Consider the following 18,588-nt stretch of genomic DNA (forward strand, 5'->3'; position numbering starts at 1 on the left):
AGGACGAACGTGCGCCGAATCGCCACTGCCGCCGCGCTGCTCGTGGTGCCCGCGTTGCTGTTGACCGGGTGCAGCAGCGGCTCCAAGTCGAAGTCCGCGGACGCGGCGACGCCCAAGGCGTCCGCTTCCGCCGCCGCGTCGGCGTCCGCGAGCGCTGTTCCGGTGCCCGCCGTGGTGGACACGACGGAGGGGCTGCCGACGGTCGGCGGTACCTTCGGCAAGGACATCACGATCAAGCTGCCCGGTACCAAGCCGACCGACAAGTTCGTGGTGCACACGCTGACCGAGGGCACCGGGGCCACGGTCAGCACCAGCAACTTCGCCGTCTTCAACTTCACCGTCGAGGACTGGACCACCGGCAAGACCCTGAACACCGCCTACGGCAAGGGCGGCGCCCCGGCGGTGCGCAAGCCCACCGACACGATGATCCCGGCGCTGGACAAGGCCGTGGTGGGCCACAAGGTGGGCAGCAGGGTCGAGGTGGTCGCGCCTCCCGGTGCCGCCTCGGCGCAGATGTCGTCCTCCGAGCCGACCGGGGTCACCGCCAAGGACACCCTGGTGTTCGTGATCGACATCAACCAGGTCGTCGGCGCCAAGGACGACGTCACCGGCACCCAGGCGGCCTCCCCGGCCGGTATGCCGTCGGTGGTGGCCCCCGCGGGCAAGGCCGCGACCTTCACCATCCCGGACGCCGCCAAGAAGCCGAGCAAGCTGGAGACCGGAGTGCTGATCAAGGGCACCGGGGCGAAGGTGCTCAGCGGTCAGACGATCATCGTCCAGTACACCGGGGCGACCCTGGCGGACGGCAAGGTGTTCGACTCGTCCTGGAAGGACAGCGGGGCGATGGCGACGGTCATCGGCCAGCAGCAGGTCATCTCGGGCTGGGACCAGGGCCTGGTGGGGCAGACGGTCGGCAGCCGGGTGCTGCTGTCCATCCCGTCCACGCTGGCCTACGGCGCCTCCCCGCCGGCCAACAGCGGAATCGCGGCCAACGCCGACATGGTGTTCGTCGTGGACATCCTGGCCGCCGCGTAACGTACTGTGCTGAACCGGGGGCCGACCCTCGGACCCCCGGACCGCAACGAGGAGAAGCAACCTTGAGCATCGAGAAGCCGGAGATCGACTTCCCGGGCGGCGAGCCGCCGGCCGAGCTGCAGATCAGGGACATCTGGGTGGGTGACGGCGAGGAGGCCAAGCCCGGCCACAACGTCAGCGTCCACTATGTCGGCGTGTCCTTCAGCACCGGTGAGGAGTTCGACGCCAGTTGGAACCGCGGCTCGGCGTTCACGTTCCCGCTGGGCGGCGGCCGGGTCATCAAGGGCTGGGACCAGGGCGTCGTGGGCATGAAGGTCGGCGGCCGGCGCGAGCTGGTCATCCCGGCGCACCTCGCCTACGGCAACCAGAGCCCCACCCCCGCGATCAAGCCGGGCGAGACCCTCATCTTCGTCGTGGACCTGCTGGGCGTCTGACGACCCGTCGTCACGGCAGCCGGGCTGTGCGCGGCCCCGCTCTACCACAGTCGTGGTGGGGCGGGGCCGCGCTTTTGTGCTCAGGCCCGGTACCGGTACGGTCGTGTGCGCCGGGCATAGTCAGTGTCCGGGCCCAGGGAAGGGTGTGCGATGCCCATCGCCAAGTCCGAACGTCTGATGAATCTCGCGCTGTGTCTGATGAACACCAAGCGGCCGCTGAGCAAGCGCGAGCTGCGGGACTCCATCGAGGCGTACCGGGAGGCCGCGGACAGCGCCAGCGAGGACTCCTTCAACCGGATGTTCGAGCGCGACAAGGACGATCTGCGCGAACTGGGCCTGGTCATCGACGTCGACGAGAACGCCCTCGACGGCGAGTTGGGTTATCTGGCCCGTCGGGACCGGAACCGGCTGCCGGAGATCGCCCTGGACGCGGAGGAGGCCGCCGCGCTGAGCCTCGCCGCCGGGGTCTGGACCCAGGCCCGGCTGGCCGGGGCGGCCAGCGGCGCACTGCACAAGCTGCGGGCCGGCGGCGCGCTGGCCGAGGGTGACGGCGCGGAGGCGCACTCGGCCCTGGAACCGCGGATTCCGGCCCGCGAGGCGGCCTTCGAGCCGCTGCTGGCCGCAGCCCGGGACCGCAGGCCGGTGGCCTTCGCCTACCGCAAGTCCGGCGCCGCCCAGCCGGAGCAGCGCAGCGTCGAGCCCTGGGCGCTGGAGTGCTGGCACGGCCACTGGTACCTGGCCGGCTGGGACCGCGACCGCAAGGACGTCCGGGTGTTCCGGCTGAGCCGGATCGTCGGTCGGGTCAAGGCCCGCCACGACGCCTTCAAGGCCGAGGTCCCGGACCATGTCGACGTTCGCCAGCACGTGGCCAGGTTCGCGGGGGAGGGGGCGACCGCCACCGCCCGGATCCGGCTGCGCCGCGGCGCGGCGTTCCCGCTGCGCACCAAGGCCCTGAACGCCGAACCGGTCGACGCCGACTGGGACGAGCTGGAGATCCCGTTCGGGCACGGGCTGGCCGCCGACCTCACCGAATTCGGCGCCGACGTGGTCGTGGTCGGACCTGCCGAGCTGCGCTCCGACGTCATCGCCCGGCTGACCGCTGTGGCCGGCCGGGCCGCCGCCACGGACCGCACCCCGGTCGCCGCCTCTGGAGGGTCCGCGCAGTGAGCAACGCCATCGACCAGACCCGTCGGATGCTGTCCCTGGTCACCTACCTCCGCGAGCGCCCCGGCGCCCGGGTCGGCGAGGTGGCCCGGGCCTTCGGCATCACCGAGCGCGAGCTCGTCGGCGACCTCAATGTGCTGCCGATGTGCGGGACCAGCTTCCGCGGCGGCGACCTGCTGGACATCGACACCGACGGTGAGCGCATCTGGTGGCACAATGCCGACGATGTCGCCCAGCCGCTGCGGCTGTCCTCGGACGAGGCGATCTCGCTGCTGGTCGCGGCCCGGGCCGTGGCCGGGCTGCCGGGACTGCGCGAGCGCGACCGGGCCGCACTGACCCGGGCCGTGGCCAAGCTGGAGGCCGCGGCCGGGGACGCGGCCGAGGGCAGCGCCAGGGTCGGGGTGACCTTCGAGGCCGAGGGCAGCGTCTTCGCCGACGCCGACCGCGCCATCACCGAACGCCGCCGGCTGTGGCTCCGCTACTACTCCTCGGGCCGCGGCGAGATGACCGAGCGCGAGGTCGACCCGATCCGCCTGGTGACCGAGGGCCACACCTACCTGGAGGGCTGGTGCCGGCTGTCCGAGGACCGGCGGATGTTCCGGCTGGACCGGATCGCCGACATCAAGGTCCTGGACGTGCCCTCCGACCCGCCGCCGCTGGAGCTGCGCGACCTCTCCGAGGGCCTGGTCCGTCCGGCCGAGGACGATCCGCAGGTGGTCCTGGAGGTGGGTCCGGGCGGCCGCTGGGTCACCGAGTACTACACCTACGAAGACGCGATGGAACTTTCGGACGGCGGGCTGCGGATCACCCTGCGCACCCCGGACCCCTCCGGCCTGCTGCGGCTGGCGCTGCGGCTGGGCGCGGACGGCCGGATCACCGAGCCGCCGGCCCTGGCCGAGCAGGCCCGCAGCACCGCCGCCGCCGCCCTGGCGTGCTACGCCGAGGCAGCGGAGCAGGGCGTCGGGGAGCAGGACAGCGCGGAGCAGGACGGCGGGGAGCAGCGGTGACCGCCGCGGCCACCCGCTTCCGCGCCCACTGCCCGGAGTGCCGCAGCACGGTCGAGCTGGGTCCCGACGCCTTCCGGCTGGCCCTGGGCCGCAGCAGCGAGCGGACCTACTACTCCTTCACCTGTCCGAGCTGCGAGTCTCCGGTGCGCAAGCGGGCCGGTGAGCGCATCGTGGAGGCGCTGACCGGGGCGGGAGTCCCCGCCATGCGGCTGCATGTGGTCCGCTGACAGGCAGGCAGGCAGGCAGGCAGGCAGGCAGGCAGGCAGGCAGGCTGACCGGCAGGCAGGCCGGAACGATCGAGAAGAGGATCCAGTATGCCGTCCATGCCCTGGGCGATCACCGCCGCCGTAGGCCTGTGCACCGCCGGACTCCTGGTGCTGGGCTGGTGCGCACTGCTGGTGTACCGGCAGGTGCTGGCGCTCTCGCGGGAGCTGGACGCCGGCGCCCGCCGGATCGCGGGCGCCGCTGCCGGTCTGGAGCGGGCCGCCGAGCCGGTGGCCCGTCGGGCCGGCGATCTCGTGCCCCACGTGTAGTTCCGGATCCGTAGGCTTCCGTTCATACTGTGACCGACCCCGCCCGCGTAGGATGAGGACGAGGTCGCCTGACCTCAACTTCTGCACGCGCACTGGACCTCGCCACCGGTCCAACGCGTATTATCGGCGCAGAGACCACGACGAAGAGGGATTCCCATGCTCGAGAACCGCGGACTTGAAATCATCATCCTGGCGGTCGTCGTGCTGCTGCTCTTCGGAGCCAAGCGGCTGCCCGACTCCGCCCGTGCCCTCGGCAAGTCGCTGCGCATCCTCAAGTCCGAGGTCGGCGCGATGAAGTCGGACGACAAGGCGACGGAGGCCAAGGCCGCCACCGCCGAGTCGGTCGTGGTCCCCAAGACCATCCAGGCCGCCCCCGGCGAGGCCGCGACCGCCCGCCCGGTCGCCGACCAGGTCGTGCCCGAGCCGACGCCCTCCGCCAAGGCCTGACCCGCCTGCGCTCCACCCTCTCCATCCACCCATCTCGCAGGGACTGAAGCCGCACGGTGAGCGACACCCAGGGCAGCAGGCGTCCGACCGTCGGACGCCAGAAGCAGCCGAAGGACAACGAGGGACGGATGCCCCTCTCGGATCATCTCCGTGAGCTTCGCAACCGGTTGCTGATCTGCCTGGCGGCGCTGCTGGTCACCACGGTGCTCGGCTGGATGCTCCACAACTGGCTGATCGACCAGCTGACCGGGCCCGCCTGCGCGATCAAGGGGGTGCAGGGCTACGGCCAGCACACCGCCTCCTGTCCCAACGGGCTGCTGGTCAACAACGGTGTGCTCGCACCGCTGTCGTTCACCTTCAAGATCTCGATGATGGCCGGCCTGATCCTGGCCAGCCCGGTCTGGACCTATCAGCTCTGGGCCTTCGTCGCGCCCGGGCTGTACAAGAAGGAGAAGAAGTACGGGCTCAGCTTCACCGCTGCCGCGGTGCCGCTGTTCCTGATCGGCGCCTACCTGGCGTACTGGATCTTCCCCAAGGCCCTGGGCATCCTGGTCAGCTTCAACCCGTCGGGCTTCTCGCTGGCCTTCTCCGGCGCCGAGTTCCTGGACTTCTTCATCCGCATGGTGGTGGTGTTCGGGCTCTCCTTCGAGCTGCCGCTGCTGCTGGTGGCACTGAACTTCCTCGGCATCCTCAGCGCCGCGAAGCTCCGCAGCTGGTGGCGCGGGATCATCTTCATCATCTTCGTGTTCTCGGCCGTGGCCACCCCGACCGGCGACCCGCTGACCATGAGCGTGCTGGCCGTCCCGATCTGTGTGCTGTTCATCATGGCCCTCGGCGTCTGCACGCTGCACGACCGGTCCGTGGCGCGCCGCAAGGCGGTCGAGGACCCGGACAGCCTGCTGGACCCGGACATCGCCTCCTCCCCGGACCTGACCCCCTCGGACGTCCGCGCCGAGACGGTGTCCGCCGAGGAGTTCGCCCACGCCGAGCCGATGGTCTACCACCCGGACGAGGAAGAGGCCTCCGTGCCGGCCGCGAGGGGCGAGCGCGGCGAGCGGATGGACGACATCACCTGACCCACAGCACCTGACCCACAGCACCTGATCAGCCTCGGATAAATGGCTGGGTCAAGTGTCAGTTCCTCCGGGTAGCCTCTGGGGGAGATGCAGACCCACGACCACAGTTCAGGCGCCGCAGACGCAGGCACCGCCCATCGCGCTCCCGTGCGCCCGACCCGGGAGGAAGGTGCCGCGATGACCTCCGCCGCTCCTGATGACCACGCCGTAGACGAGCTCAGCCCCTCCGAGCGCTACGCCGCCTCCCGGCGCCTGGCCAAGGAGCAGGCCACCGCCCTGTACGCCTTCCGGGAGCTCTACGACTTCCCGCTGGACGGCTTCCAGATCGAGGCCTGCGAGGCCCTGGAGGCCGGCTCCGGGGTGCTGGTGGCCGCGCCCACCGGCTCTGGCAAGACCATCGTCGGCGAGTTCGCGGTGCACCTGGCCCTGGCCGAGGGCCGCAAGTGCTTCTACACCACCCCGATCAAGGCGCTGTCCAACCAGAAGTACGCGGACCTGGTCAAGCGCTACGGTCCGGACAAGGTCGGCCTGCTCACCGGCGACAACACGGTCAACAGCGAGGCCCCGGTGGTGGTGATGACCACCGAGGTGCTGCGCAACATGCTCTACGCGGGCTCGCAGACCCTGAACGGCCTGGGCTACGTGGTCATGGACGAGGTGCACTACCTGGCCGACCGCTTCCGCGGCGCGGTCTGGGAGGAGGTGATCATCCATCTCCCCGAGTCGGTCACCCTGGTCTCGCTGTCGGCGACGGTCTCCAACGCCGAGGAGTTCGGCGACTGGCTGGACACCGTGCGCGGCGGCACCAAGGTGATCGTCTCCGAGCACCGCCCGGTCCCGCTGTGGCAGCACGTGCTGGCCGGCAACCGGATGTACGACCTGTTCACTACGAGGGTGGCGGAGGAACGGGCCTCCGGCCGCAAGCGCGACGGCGGCGGCAACCGGGGCGGCGAGGCGGACGTCAATCCGGAGCTGGTCCGGCTGGCCCGGGCCGAGCAGGACCGCCGCTACGGCGGCCGGGACCGCTTCGACAAGCGCGGCCGGGGGCGCAGCATGTCCAACGGCCGTCCCGGCCGGGCCTGGACCCCCAGCCGGGTCGAGGTCATCGACCGGCTGGACTCAGAGGGCCTGCTGCCCGCGATCACCTTCATCTTCAGCCGGGCCGGCTGCGAGGCCGCGGTCCAGCAGTGCCTGCACTCCGGGCTGCGGCTGAACAACGACTCCGAGCGGGCCGAGGTACGCGCCCTGGTCGAGGCCCGCACCGCCAGCATCCCCAGCGAGGACCTGCATGTCCTCGGCTACTACGAGTGGGTGGACGCACTGGAGCGCGGGGTCGCCGCGCACCATGCGGGGATGCTGCCGACCTTCAAGGAGGTCGTCGAGGAGCTGTTCCTGCGCGGCCTGGTGAAGGCCGTCTTCGCGACCGAGACGCTGGCGCTGGGCATCAACATGCCGGCCCGCTCGGTGGTGATGGAGAAGCTGGTCAAGTGGAACGGCGAGACCCACGCCGATGTCACCCCGGGCGAGTACACCCAGCTCACCGGGCGGGCCGGGCGCCGCGGCATCGACATCGAGGGCCACGCGGTGGTGCTCTGGCAGCCCAATCTGGACCCCGCCGCGCTGGCCGGGCTGGCCGGGACCCGCACCTATCCGCTGCGCTCGTCCTTCAAGCCGTCGTACAACATGGCGGTCAACCTGGTCTCCCAGTTCGGCCGGCACAAGTCCCGGGAACTGCTGGAGACCTCCTTCGCGCAGTTCCAGGCCGACCGCTCGGTGGTCGGCATCGCCCGCCAGGTGCAGCGCAACGAGGAGGGGCTGGAGGGCTACCGCGAGGCGGTCGACTGCCACCTGGGGGACTTCGAGGAGTACTCCGGGCTGCGCCGCGCGCTCAAGGACCGGGAGAACGCGCTGGCCCGCGAGGGCGCCAACCAGCGCCGGGCCAGCGCCGCCGACTCGTTGGAGAAGCTGAAGCCGGGCGACGTGATCCACGTCCCCACCGGCCGCTTCGCCGGCCTCGCGCTGGTGCTGGACCCCGGCATCCCCGCTGTCAGCAGCAGGCACGGGCACCGCCATGAGCACAGCGAGGGTCCGCGCCCGGTGGTGCTCACCGCCGAGCGCCAGGTCAAGCGGCTGGCGATGATCGACTTCCCGGTGCCGGTGGAGGCCGTCGAGCGGGTCAGGATCCCGCGCAGCTTCAACCCGCGCAGCCCGCAGTCCCGGCGCGACCTGGCCTCGGCGCTGCGCACCAAGGCCGGGCACATCGAGCCGGCCCGGGTCCGCAAGGGCCGGGCCGCCGCCGCGGACGACCCGGAGATCGCCCGGCTGCGCACCGCGCTGCGGCAGCACCCGTGCCACGGCTGCGACGAGCGCGAGGACCACGCCCGCTGGGCCGAGCGCTACGAGCGGCTGAAGCGCGACACCCAGCAGCTGGAACGCCGGATGCAGTCCCGTACCCACACCATCGCCCGGACCTTCGACCGGGTCTGCGCGCTGCTGACCGACCTCGGCTATCTGCAGGGCGACACGGTCACCGAGGACGGCCGCCGACTGGCCCGGCTCTACGGCGAGTTGGACCTGCTGGCGTCCGAGTGCCTGCGCGAGGAGGTCTGGGAGGGGCTGACCCCGGCCGAACTGGCCGCCTGCGCCTCGGCGCTGGTGTACGAGTCGCGGCGCGGGGACGACGAGAGCAGCGCCCCCAAGCTCCCGGACGGCGGCGCCCGCGAGGCGCTGGGCGAGATGGTCCGGCTCTGGGGCCACCTGGACGCCCTGGAGGAGCAGCACAAGCTGGCCGCGGAGGACAACGTCGGCCAGCGCGAGCCCGACCTGGGCTTCGCCTGGACGGCGTTCCGCTGGGCCTCGGGCCAGCCGCTGGACGCGGTGCTGCGCGAGGCCGACATGCCGGCCGGCGACTTCGTCCGCTGGACCCGGCAGCTGATCGACGTGCTGGGCCAGATCGCCAACGCCGCCCCCGAGGGCGGTACGGTCCGCGCCACCGCACGCAAGGCCGTGGACGGCATCCGCCGCGGCATCATCGCCTACTCCTCGGTGGGGTAGCGCGCCGCGTCGACAAGGCCCGCCCCGGGGCAGCAGCTTCCAAGGACGCCGGGACGGGCCTTGCGCTGTCCGACGACGCGATATAGCGTGTTGACACAAGCAATACCTAGGTACGTATACTCGTGTACGAGTACTTGCCGGCGAATGATCGGGAGAGCGCGATGGCGAAGCGGAAGATGAGCAACCCGCTGGCCCTGGCCGTCCTCGCGACCATTCGCGAGCAGCCGCGCCATCCGTACGAGATCGCCCAGTTGCTGCGTTCCCGGCACAAGGAGCACAGCATCAAGATCAACTATGGCTCGCTCTACACCGTGGTGCAGAGTCTGGAGCGGCACGGCTTCATCGAGGCCGCCGGTACCGAGCGCGACGGCCGCAGGCCCGAGCGGACGCTGTACAGCCTGACTGAGGCCGGCAGCGCCGAACTGGTGGACTGGCTCTCCGAGCTGGTCACCGAACCGGTCAAGGAGCACCCCCGGTTCGAGGCAGCGCTCTCGCTGATCGGCGTGCTGCCGCCCGATGAGGCGATGGCGCTGCTGGAGCGGCGGGTGGTCGCGCAGGATGCCTGGATCGCTTCCCAGCGCGAGGAGTTGGCGGCGGTGATGGAGTCGGGCGTCCCCAGGCTCTTCCTGGTGGAGTCCGAGTACAGCCTGGACATGAGGGCGGCCGAGAACGACTGGATCCGGCAGCTGCTCAAGGAGATGGCCGACGGCTCGCTGCAGGGCATGGACGGCTGGCGCCAGTACCATGCCACCGGCGAGGCGCCCAGGGAGTGGCAGGAACTGGAGGCGGAGCGCCAGCAGGACTGAAAGAAGCAGCACGGCAGAAGGCCCCGACCGGTGCGGCAACACCGGGCGGGGCCGGGAACCTCGGTACCGGCCTGCGCGAACAGGACTCGGTGACTACAAGGAACGCACCCTCATCGTAGCCCGAGTCCCCGGCGTGGATCAGTGCCCGAACGATCAACGACCGAAGGGACCACCATCATGACCAGCCCCAACGGCGGCACGGTGCGGACGGCGGCAACCGTCCCGCACCCGGCCGCCGCCCGCCCCGCCCCGGCAGCGGCGGGCCGCCCGCTCGCCATCGAGGCCGTCGACCTCGTCAAGACGTACCAGGTGAAGGGCCGTTCCGGGCCCGTCCGGGCGCTGGACGGGCTCAGCATCGGCGTCGAACCCGGCATCGTCTTCGGCCTGCTCGGCCCCAACGGCGCGGGCAAGTCCACCACCGTCAAGATCCTCACCACCCTGGCCGCCGCCGACAGCGGCCGCGCCACCGTGGCCGGCCGCTCCATCGCCGCCGACCCCGCGCTGGTGCGCCGGGCCATCGGCGTGGTGGCCCAGCGCTCGGGGGCGGACCCGGTCGCCACCGGCCGGGAGAACCTGCTGCTGCAGGGACGCCTGTACGGGATGCGCGGCGCCGAACTGGCCCGCCGCGCCGACGAGCTGCTGGACCGCTTCGACCTGGCCGACGCCGGCCGGCGCCAGGTCAAGACCTACTCCGGCGGTATGCAGCGGCGGCTGGACGTCGCACTCGGCCTGGTGCACCGCCCCGAGGTGCTGTTCCTGGACGAGCCCACCACCGGCCTGGATCCCGAGGCCCGCACCGCGATGTGGGACGAGATCGGCCGACTGGCCGGCGACGACGGCCTGACCATCCTGCTCACCACCCACTACCTGGAGGAGGCCGACCGGCTGGCCGCCCGCCTCGCCATCGTGGACCGCGGCCGGATCGTCGCCGAGGGCACGCCGGACGACCTCAAGGGCGAACTGCACGGCGACGCCGTCCACGCGGTGCTGGCCGGGACCCCGGCCGCCGACGCCCTGGGTGTCTACGAGGCGCTCGGACGGGTGCCGGGGATCCGCGAGATCACCGTGGACGGACGACGCGTCAGCGCCCGCGCCGACGACGGCGCCGCCGCCGTCCCGGCCGTGCTGGCCGCCCTGGACCAGGCCGGCAGCCCGGTGGCCGCCGTCACCGTCGCCCGCCCGTCCCTGGACGACGTCTACCTCCGCTATGCCGGACGCAGCTTCGCCGACGCCGAAGGAGCCTCGCGATGAGCACCAGCACCCTGCCCGCCGCCCCTGCCCCCGCTCCGGCGCCGACCGGTGCCCGCGGCAGCGGCGCACGCCCCCGGCTCACCGAGGGGGCGGCCCAGACCTGGTTCATGACGCAGCGTCAGTTCATGGCCTTCGCCCGGCAGCCCGCCTACCTGATCATCACCCTGATCCAGCCGGTGATCTGGCTGTTCCTGTTCGGTGCGCTGTTCCGCAAGGTGGTCGAGCTGCCCGGCTTCGGCGCCGGCAGCTACCTGGACTACCTGGTCCCCGGGGTGATCGTGATGAGCGCGGTCTCCGCCAACATGTGGGCGGGGATGGGCACCCTGGAGGAGATCGAGCGGGGCACCCTGAACCGCTTCCTGATCACCCCGGTCCACCGCAGCGCGTTGATGAACGCCAACGTGGTGGCGCAGTCGGCCACCACCGCGATCCAGTCGCTGATCATCATCCTGCTCGGCTGGATCGGCGGCGCCCACTATCCCGGCGGCGTCCTCGGCCTGCTGATCCTGGTCGTGGTCGCCTCGGCGCTGGGCACCATCTTCGGCGCCTTCTCCAACGCCCTGGGCATGCTGGTGCGCCAGCGTGAGTCGATCATCGGCATCAACACCTTCCTGCTGCTGCCGCTGACCTTCCTCTCCTCGGCCTTCATGCCGCCGACCCTGATGCCGCACTGGATGCAGGTGGTGGCCAGGTTCAACCCGGTCAACTGGGCCCTGGAGACCGGCCGAGCCGCCATGGCGGCCCACCCCGACTGGTGGTCGGTGCTCAGCCACGGCGGCTGGACCCTGCTGCTGGCCGCCTTCGCGGTCTGGCTCTCCCTGCGCACCTTCCGCTCCTACCAGAAGTCCGTCTGACCGGACCACCCGAGCCCGAAGGCACCGTCCCGCGCGGAACGCCGCACGGGACGGCTCCTTCGGCGCCCTCACGCCTCTCCGGCGGTCAGCAGGCCGACGGCGGGTCCTGACCGCGTACTGCGCGCCAACTACCGTGACGGGCTTGGCTCTTACCGTGCCCATGTCCGTGGTTTCTTCTCAGGGACGGCACAGAATCGCTACTGTTCGATGGCTGCACCCCACCTGACGCAGCCGCACCCGGGGCCCCTCGGGCGGCAGCCACCGATCCGGAGCGCATCATGAGCCTTGCCCGTGCCACCACAGCTGTCCTGGCGTGCGGACTCGTCGCCCTGGGAACCGGCACCGAGGCCGCCGCCACTCCGTCAGCGTCGCAGTCCGCTGCCGGTTCGCAGTCCGCGTCCGCCGCGGCGACAGCCTCCGCCTCCTCCGTCTCCGCCTCCGCTGCCTCGAACGCCCGGGCGAAGGCCTGCTCCTTCTCCGCGTCGCTCACCGGGCTCGCGAGCAAGCGGATCCCGCTGAAGGGGGCGGCCACCCCGGTGGACCTCACCTTCACCAACACGTCGCACCAGGCGGTCTCCGGTGTGGACGAGGTCCTTGAGTTCTTCTACATCTCGGCGCACTCCTACACCTACCCCGACACCACCGTCACGGTGCAGATGCAGACCGGGTCGGGCTGGAAGAGCGTCCCCTACACGTCCAGCCGACTGGTACTCAAGTCCGGCACGACCATGGCCGCCGGTCAGCAGGACGTGGTCCACCTGCGAATCGTCCTCACCACGGTCTACCCGTGGACCGACTACCCGCCGATCTGGAACGAGACCGCCTCCGCGCTGGTGGGCACCGGCGCACCGGTGCTGAACGAGCCGCCCTCCGGCGGACCGACCCCCATCGCCCCGCTGCCGGGCGGAGCGGTCTGCGGTGGAGCGGGCGGGGCCGACTACGCCGTCTCCGACCAGCAGCTGACGGGCCTGGACACCACGGTGAAGGCGTCGTCGAGTGCCACGGCCACGAGGTCCGCATCGGCATCCGCCTCTGCGCCGTCGATGCCGTCCACGTCGCCCAGCAGCATGGCGGAGAGCCCGTCCGCGGCTTCCGCCGGTGCGGAACTCGCCGACACCGGCGGGGGCACCGACAGCACCCTGATCGCCGGGACCGGCGCCGCCCTGATCGTCGTCGGCGGCGCCGGGGTCCTCGCTGCCCGCCGCCGCAGCGGCACCCACCGCTGAGGCCCGGCCGCCTCAGCCGCGCAGCGAGATCACCTCGAAACTCGACGCATAGCGCACACCCAGCCTGCTGCCGGCCATCCGGGCGAAGGACTCCAGGAACTCGTCGGCGTCGGCCATCTCCCCGCCCAGGCCCGCCAGATAGGCCTTGTGCTCCTTCAACGAGGCCACGCCCAGGGCGAAGTGGTCGCTGGTGTCGACCGCGTGGCGGGCCTCGGGGGAGCCGGCCGCCAGCACCATCCGGACCCCGTTCCACGGCTCCAGGCCGTCCTTGAGCTGCTCGTGGAAGACCCAGCGGTTGCCGGCGTCGCGCACTGCGTCCAGCGCGGCCCGGCCCGCTGCGATGTGGTCGGCCTGGTTGGGGAACACCCCGCCGTAGGTCTCCCGGAAGTTGGTGGTGACCACCACGTCCGGCCGGTGCCGGCGTACCGCGCGGGCGATGTCCGCGCGCAGCGGCAGCCCGTACTCGAGTACGCCGTCCTGATGCCCGAGGAACTCGACGGTGTCGACGCCGACCACGGCGGCGGAGGCGATCTGCTCGGCCTCGCGCAGCGGGCCGCACTCCGCGGGGTCGAGCGAGTCGATCCCGGCTTCACCGCTGGTGACCATCACATAGACGACGGTCTTTCCCTGCGCGGTCCAGCGGGCGACGGCCGCGGCCGCGCCGTACTCCATGTCGTCGGGGTGCGCGACCACCGCGAGCGCGGTCTGCCAGTCCTCGTCCACCGGCTCGAACGGCGGCGGTGCCTGGTCGGTCTCGGTCATGGCGTCCCTCCAGGTCCGTTGGCTCACCTCCCACGGTACGCAGGCGCTGTCTTCGCTGACAGTCCACCCGAAACTTTCGAATCCATGGCCGAACAGTGACCGGAACCTAGAGCCTTCAATATCCGTACGTCAAGGGATTCGGTGTCGAAGGGTGCCGCCTGATGTGGCTGTGCCACAGCTCTTGACGGTCCCTGAGGCGGGGTCTAGCGTCTGCGCCGGATCGGAAATATTGCCGAAACTTTCGCTTATCCCCAGGAGAAACCATGCACCGCCCACCCAGCAGTGCCCCGTCCCGCCGCGCCACCAGCGGCCGACTGCGCCGTACCCTGCTGACCGCCGCGGTCGCCGTTGCCGCGGTCGCCGGCGCCACCCTGCCCGCCGCCGCGCACGGCGGCACTGCCGGGAGGAACGCCCCGCTGCGCAGCCTGGCCGCGCACGACGGGATCTACGTCGGATCCGCCCTCGCGGCCGGCACGCTCGCCTCCGACAGCACCTACAGCTCGATCGCGGCCACCCAGTTCGACGCGGTGACCCCGGAGAACGAGATGAAGTGGTCCTCGGTCGAGCCCACTCAGGGCGCCTTCGACTGGGCTCCGGCCGACCAGATCGTCAGCTTCGCCCAGGACCACCACATGCTGGTGCGCGGCCACAACCTGGTCTGGAACTCGCAGTTGCCCACCTGGCTGACCAGCGGCAGCTACTCCTCGGCCCAGCTCGCCGCGCTGCTGAAGAAGCACATCACCGACGAGGTCAGCCACTTCAAGGGCAAGATCTACGCCTGGGACGTGGTCAACGAGCCGTTCAACGGCGACGGCTCCTACGTCCAGGACCTCTGGTACAACGCCCTGGGCCCCGGTTACATCGCCGACGCGCTGCGCTGGGCGCACCAGGCCGACCCGAAGGCCGTGCTGTATCTGAACGACTACAACATCGAGGGCCAGAACGCCAAGAGTGACGCGATGTACGCACTGGTCAAGCAGCTCAGGGCGGAGGGTGTGCCGATCGGCGGCGTGGGCCTGGAGAGCCACTTCATCGCCGGTGAGCTGCCGACCGACATCAAGGCCAATATGCAGCGCTTCACCAAGCTGGGGGTGAACGTCGCGGTCACCGAGCTCGACGACCGGGTCGAACTCCCGGCCACCGCCGCCGAACTCACCCAGCAGGCCGCCGACTACGGCTCGGTGGTCACCGACTGCGTGCAGGTGCGCGGCTGTGTCGGAGTCACCGCCTGGGAGTTCGACGACGGCCACTCCTGGGTGCCCGGGGTCTTCGCGGGGCAGGGCGCGGCCAACCTCTACGACGCCTCCTACCAGGCGAAGCCCGCCTACTACGCGGTCCGGTCGGCACTGGCCGCGGGTCGGCGGACCTCCTCCCACTGACCGTCAGCCACCCAGCGCTGACCTTCCGTTGGTCCGATCTCTCTTCCCGGACCGCCCTCACGGCGACTGGTCGCGGTACTCCGCGGCCAGTCGCTTCGGCGCCCGGTCCAGCCAGGCCTCGACGATCAGCTCGCCGAGCTCCGTCACGTCGATCCGGTCCAGCAGCGCCAGGACCGCGGGGAAGCCGTCGAAGTGCGGGATGGTGAAGTAGACCGCCGGATCCCCGGCGATCAGCGCCTGGCGGACACCGAGGTCCGCCACCCGCGCGGCCACGATCGGCCCCTGCGGGGCCTTGTCGCCGAGGGCCTCCAGGTCCGTCTTCCGGAGCGGGCGCTCCCAGACGAAGCCCCGGTCCTTGACCCGCCACGAGGCCGTCCCCCGCGAGACCACCTCGCTGGTGCCCGGCAGTGCCAGTGCGAGCCGCCGGACGTCGTCCCAGTCGGCCACGGGCTACGACGCCGGCCCTTCCGGGTCCTCCAGACGGAAGCCGACCTTCAGCCCCACCTGGAACTGGCTGACGGTCCCGTCGGTGATGCTTCCGCGGACCTGGGTCACCTCGAACCAGTCCAGGCCGCGCAAGGTCTGCGACGCCCGGCCCACCGCATTGCGCACGGCGGCTTCGACGCTCTCGGACGAGGTCCCGACGATCTCGGTGACCCGGTAGGTGTGGTCGCTCATGGCGGACTCCGTTCTCGCGGGGACTACTGCCCTCTCCACCCTGCCGCACCACCGGGCCCTCCGCACGACATACGGCGAACGGCGAACGGCGACCGGCCCCGGTCCACTACCTGGGCCAGCCCGGGGCAGGGCTGCCGGAGGCGGCGGCGAGGTAGGCCCGGCACCGCGGTCGCGCCTGTGCCAGCGCGTCCGCCTGCGCGGCGGACGGCCCCTGCCGCTGCACGGTCGCCCGCGCGGTCGGCAGCAGGGCGTTCACGATGTCGTTCTCACCGCCGGACAGCCCCATCTCCTGGTAGTCGAACCCCTGGTCATTGCCGGGTGTGACCAGGTACCGCACCCAGTACGCCACCGAGTCCGCGCACTGCTCGACCGGATCGACCCGCGTCGCCGAGGGCGACGGATCGGGCGAGGAATCGGGCGGCAAACCGGTGGAGTGCGCTGTCGCAGCGCAGCCCGCGCAGAGCAGCAGTGCGGCCGCGGCGAGGCGGATCCGCCGCAGGCCCGGCCCCGGAGGCGCGTCGGCGCTCATGGCCCACACGCTAGCCGAGGACGCGCCCGACGGGATGACGGGTCACCGGACGACGTCGAGGATCTGCTTCTGCAGGCCGTTGGAGTAGACCTCGTGCTCCACCAGCTTCAGCCGCTGGGTGTCCTTGTCCGTGGTACTGAACAGGCGCTTGCCGGCGCCGAGCAGGAGCGGATAGACGAGCAGGTGGTAGCGGTCGATCAGGCCCGCGTCCGAGAGGCCGTGGTTCAGGGAGGCGCTGCCGTGGACGATGATCGGGCCGCCCTCGGTCTGCTTGAGTGCGGCGACCTCGTCGAGCGAGCGCAGGATGCGGGTCTCGCCCCAGTTGGAGACCAACTGGTCGTCGGTGAGAGTGGTGGAGACGACGTACTTCGGCATCGTCCGGTACCGGGCGAACTCCGCCATGTCCGGCCAGACCGGGCTGAAGGCCTGGTAGCTGACCCGGCCCAGGAGGATGGCGGTGGACTCCTCCTGCTCGCGTCCCTTGATCTCGAACGACTCGGGCACGAACTCGACGCCCTTGAAGCTCCAGCCGGAGTTCCGGTAGCCGGGTTCGCCCCCCGGGGCCTCCACGACGCCGTCGAGGGAGATGAAGGCGGTGCTGATGAGAGTGCGCATTGCGGGCTCCTTGGATTCCTGTGACGTTGTCTGTCGTGTTGTCGGTTTGTCGAGATAGAGGCTGATCAGCCGAGGATTCCGGCCAGCCACTGCTGCCAGGCCGCTTCGGCCCCGTCCGTGGCCGGTCCGAACAGGTGATGGAACATCAGCACGATGCCGGGGCCCTGGTAGAAGGCGTAGATCCCATCGGCGGTGCGGACCTCGACGTTCTCGTCGGACGCCCAGACCACCTCGCCGTCCAGCGGCGGCAGGTTCGCAGGCCCGGCCTGTGCCCGTGCGCCGACGGTCACCGGGACGGGCAGTGAGAGCCCGCGGGCGAGTGCCGCCCGGACGTCCTGCGCCGACCGTTCGCCGGTCGGCACCGCGGCGAAGACCGGGACGGCGGTGCGTCCCGGGAAGTGGGTCAGGTACTGCTGCAGCGTGTTGAGGTGGAAGGGCCAGCCGCGGCGCAGGGCGTCGTACTCGTCCTGCCAGTCGTCGCCGAGCAGCCCGCTGTGGACGACGCGGAGCACCGTACTGCCGCCGTCGCGGGCCTCGATGAGGTACTCGAAGGCCATGAACCGGCCGTCCTCGGCGGCGGGGGTGCGGGTGGCGAAGCGCTTGCCGGGTTCATAGGCGGTGATCACGGCTTCCTCCCGCCGACCGCCGGTCTCCATGGCGGCGACGCCGCCTTCACGCCCCTCCACCTCGTTGCGGCCCATGAACCAGGAGTCGATCCCGGGTCCGGTGGCGATGGCCTCCCAGACCTGTTCCGGACCGGCCGGCAGCGTGGTTTCCAGTTCGATGTCGAACGGGTGCGTCATCGTCAGTTCTCCGTTTCCGTTTTCGCTTCGGGCGGCGTTGCCCGGGTCTCGTGCGTTGCCTGCGTCTCCGGGGCTCCCGCGGAGGGGCCGGCGGGTATCTGGTGCAGCCCGACGATCACCCGGTGGCTGCGGCCGCCCGGTGCGGCCTCGTCGTGGTAGCGGCTGACCAGGGCTGCCACGGACTGCGCCAGTTCCTCGGCGAACGCGGTCCGGTCGGCCGCGGAGGCGAACCGCACCTCGGCGTCGATGCCGAAGGAGGCGACGCGACGGCCGGCCCGGGCGGCGCCGGTCAGCAACTGCCCGACCTCCTGCACCAGCCGCGACCCCAGGGCCAGCAGCCAGCGGGCCGAGAGCTGGTCGGGGGAGCGGGACGGGTCCGGGCTCAGAGCGGCCAGGACGGTCGGGGAGATCACATACGAGGCCGCCGTGGCGCGGTAGACCCGTTCGGTCACATTGCGTTTGCGGCGCTCCTCGACCAGTTCGACCAGCCCGTGCCGCTCCAGTTCCTTCAGGTGGTAGTTGACCTTCTGCCGGGGCAGCCCCATGCGGGCGGCCAGCATGGTGGCCGAGCCGGGCTCGGCCAGGGCGGCGAGGACCCGGGACCGGATGGGGTCCAGGGAGGCCTCGGCCGCAGCGGGTTCTTCGATCACAGCGACGTCCAGCACTCCTCCAGAATGCGACGGACAAAAAATTTTGTCAAGACAATGGAACTTGTCGGGGACGGTTCGGCGAGGTTTGTCGAAAGGCACGAATGTTCCCCTGCGCGGGGCCGCCGACATCGCTCCAAGTGCCGTGGAAATCAGCGCAGTTGCCCGGACCGATGCCTTCCGGAACCTGGCTCGTGGGTGTGACCAGCGCCTTTCTGGGCGCGGCGGTAACCCGTGGGTGGCCTTGTAGGAACCGTGAGCGCCCCCGGGTCCGCGCTCCGGCTGATC

Annotated in this window: 21 protein-coding genes; 14 read left to right on the forward strand and 7 right to left on the reverse strand. The window is 71.1% G+C overall.

What is annotated here, in order from left to right:
- Positions 1 to 9 precede the first annotated feature (9 nt).
- The 13 genes from TR46_RS11130 to TR46_RS42220 all read left to right on the forward strand — a co-directional run bounded on the left by TR46_RS11130 (position 10) and on the right by TR46_RS42220 (position 12,887).
- The gene (locus TR46_RS11130) at positions 10 to 1,035 is read left to right on the forward strand and encodes an FKBP-type peptidyl-prolyl cis-trans isomerase (protein ID WP_042397760.1); all 1,026 of its coding nucleotides are present in this window, start codon (positions 10 to 12) and stop codon (positions 1,033 to 1,035) included.
- 62 nt (positions 1,036 to 1,097) lie between these two features.
- Positions 1,098 to 1,469, forward strand: coding sequence for an FKBP-type peptidyl-prolyl cis-trans isomerase (locus tag TR46_RS11135; protein WP_042397763.1), 372 nt, complete (start codon positions 1,098 to 1,100; stop codon positions 1,467 to 1,469).
- Between the two features lie 150 nt (positions 1,470 to 1,619).
- Complete coding sequence (locus TR46_RS11140) at positions 1,620 to 2,636, forward strand: helix-turn-helix transcriptional regulator (protein WP_042397766.1); 1,017 nt, start codon at positions 1,620 to 1,622, stop codon at positions 2,634 to 2,636.
- Between the two features lie 26 nt (positions 2,637 to 2,662).
- On the forward strand, positions 2,663 to 3,640 hold the full coding sequence (locus TR46_RS11145; protein WP_042398066.1) for a helix-turn-helix transcriptional regulator: 978 nt from the start codon (positions 2,663 to 2,665) through the stop codon (positions 3,638 to 3,640).
- Positions 3,637 to 3,867: a hypothetical protein gene (locus tag TR46_RS11150; RefSeq protein WP_042397769.1), complete on the forward strand. Its 231-nt coding sequence runs from the start codon at positions 3,637 to 3,639 to the stop codon at positions 3,865 to 3,867. Before TR46_RS11145 ends, TR46_RS11150 begins: the two co-directional genes overlap by 4 nt.
- An 87-nt stretch (positions 3,868 to 3,954) precedes the next feature.
- Entirely contained in the window at positions 3,955 to 4,173 is a 219-nt protein-coding gene (locus TR46_RS11155) for a hypothetical protein (RefSeq protein ID WP_152626411.1), read from the forward strand.
- Positions 4,174 to 4,329: 156 nt separating this feature from the next.
- Entirely contained in the window at positions 4,330 to 4,620 is a 291-nt protein-coding gene (gene tatA, locus TR46_RS11160; RefSeq protein WP_042397773.1) for a Sec-independent protein translocase subunit TatA, read from the forward strand.
- A 56-nt stretch (positions 4,621 to 4,676) separates the two neighbouring features.
- Entirely contained in the window at positions 4,677 to 5,696 is a 1,020-nt protein-coding gene (gene tatC / locus TR46_RS11165; protein WP_052432708.1) for a twin-arginine translocase subunit TatC, read from the forward strand.
- A gap of 177 nt (positions 5,697 to 5,873) precedes the next feature.
- A complete protein-coding gene (locus TR46_RS11170; protein ID WP_042397776.1) occupies positions 5,874 to 8,750 on the forward strand; it encodes a DEAD/DEAH box helicase in 2,877 nt (958 codons plus the stop codon).
- Between the two features lie 161 nt (positions 8,751 to 8,911).
- Positions 8,912 to 9,556: a PadR family transcriptional regulator gene (locus tag TR46_RS11175; RefSeq protein ID WP_042397779.1), complete on the forward strand. Its 645-nt coding sequence runs from the start codon at positions 8,912 to 8,914 to the stop codon at positions 9,554 to 9,556.
- Between the two features lie 177 nt (positions 9,557 to 9,733).
- Positions 9,734 to 10,807 carry an ABC transporter ATP-binding protein gene (locus TR46_RS11180; RefSeq protein WP_084718282.1) on the forward strand — a complete coding sequence of 358 codons (1,074 nt, stop codon included), beginning with the start codon at positions 9,734 to 9,736 and terminating at the stop codon, positions 10,805 to 10,807.
- A gap of 107 nt (positions 10,808 to 10,914) precedes the next feature.
- Entirely contained in the window at positions 10,915 to 11,661 is a 747-nt protein-coding gene (locus tag TR46_RS11185) for an ABC transporter permease (protein WP_042398078.1), read from the forward strand.
- 278 nt (positions 11,662 to 11,939) lie between these two features.
- Complete coding sequence (locus tag TR46_RS42220; protein ID WP_042397792.1) at positions 11,940 to 12,887, forward strand: hypothetical protein; 948 nt, start codon at positions 11,940 to 11,942, stop codon at positions 12,885 to 12,887.
- Between the two features lie 12 nt (positions 12,888 to 12,899).
- On the opposite strand, the gene TR46_RS11195 is transcribed toward TR46_RS42220, so the two are convergent.
- Positions 12,900 to 13,649: a PIG-L deacetylase family protein gene (locus tag TR46_RS11195; RefSeq protein ID WP_042397795.1), complete on the reverse strand. Its 750-nt coding sequence runs from the start codon at positions 13,647 to 13,649 to the stop codon at positions 12,900 to 12,902.
- Positions 13,650 to 13,912: 263 nt separating this feature from the next.
- Between TR46_RS11195 and TR46_RS11200 the strand changes: the two genes are divergently transcribed.
- A complete protein-coding gene (locus TR46_RS11200) occupies positions 13,913 to 15,028 on the forward strand; it encodes an endo-1,4-beta-xylanase (RefSeq protein WP_052432709.1) in 1,116 nt (371 codons plus the stop codon).
- A 57-nt stretch (positions 15,029 to 15,085) separates the two neighbouring features.
- Here the strand turns inward: TR46_RS11200 and TR46_RS11205 are convergent, their stop codons facing one another.
- From TR46_RS11205 to TR46_RS11230, 6 genes are all read right to left on the reverse strand, one after another.
- Positions 15,086 to 15,475 carry an MmcQ/YjbR family DNA-binding protein gene (locus tag TR46_RS11205; RefSeq protein ID WP_042397798.1) on the reverse strand — a complete coding sequence of 130 codons (390 nt, stop codon included), beginning with the start codon at positions 15,473 to 15,475 and terminating at the stop codon, positions 15,086 to 15,088.
- Between the two features lie 3 nt (positions 15,476 to 15,478).
- Positions 15,479 to 15,706, reverse strand: a complete 228-nt coding sequence (locus TR46_RS11210) for a dodecin (protein ID WP_042397801.1) — start codon at positions 15,704 to 15,706, stop codon at positions 15,479 to 15,481.
- Positions 15,707 to 15,812: 106 nt separating this feature from the next.
- Complete coding sequence (locus tag TR46_RS11215; protein ID WP_052432710.1) at positions 15,813 to 16,235, reverse strand: hypothetical protein; 423 nt, start codon at positions 16,233 to 16,235, stop codon at positions 15,813 to 15,815.
- A 42-nt stretch (positions 16,236 to 16,277) separates the two neighbouring features.
- Positions 16,278 to 16,850: a dihydrofolate reductase family protein gene (locus TR46_RS11220; RefSeq protein ID WP_042397804.1), complete on the reverse strand. Its 573-nt coding sequence runs from the start codon at positions 16,848 to 16,850 to the stop codon at positions 16,278 to 16,280.
- A gap of 65 nt (positions 16,851 to 16,915) precedes the next feature.
- Entirely contained in the window at positions 16,916 to 17,653 is a 738-nt protein-coding gene (locus tag TR46_RS11225) for an SRPBCC family protein (protein WP_042397806.1), read from the reverse strand.
- Between the two features lie 2 nt (positions 17,654 to 17,655).
- On the reverse strand, positions 17,656 to 18,318 hold the full coding sequence (locus tag TR46_RS11230) for an ArsR/SmtB family transcription factor (RefSeq protein WP_042397809.1): 663 nt from the start codon (positions 18,316 to 18,318) through the stop codon (positions 17,656 to 17,658).
- Positions 18,319 to 18,588 lie beyond the last annotated feature (270 nt).

Origin of the sequence: Streptacidiphilus carbonis, assembly GCF_000787775.1 — a bacterium.
Classification (GTDB): Bacteria; Actinomycetota; Actinomycetes; order Streptomycetales; family Streptomycetaceae; genus Streptacidiphilus; species Streptacidiphilus carbonis.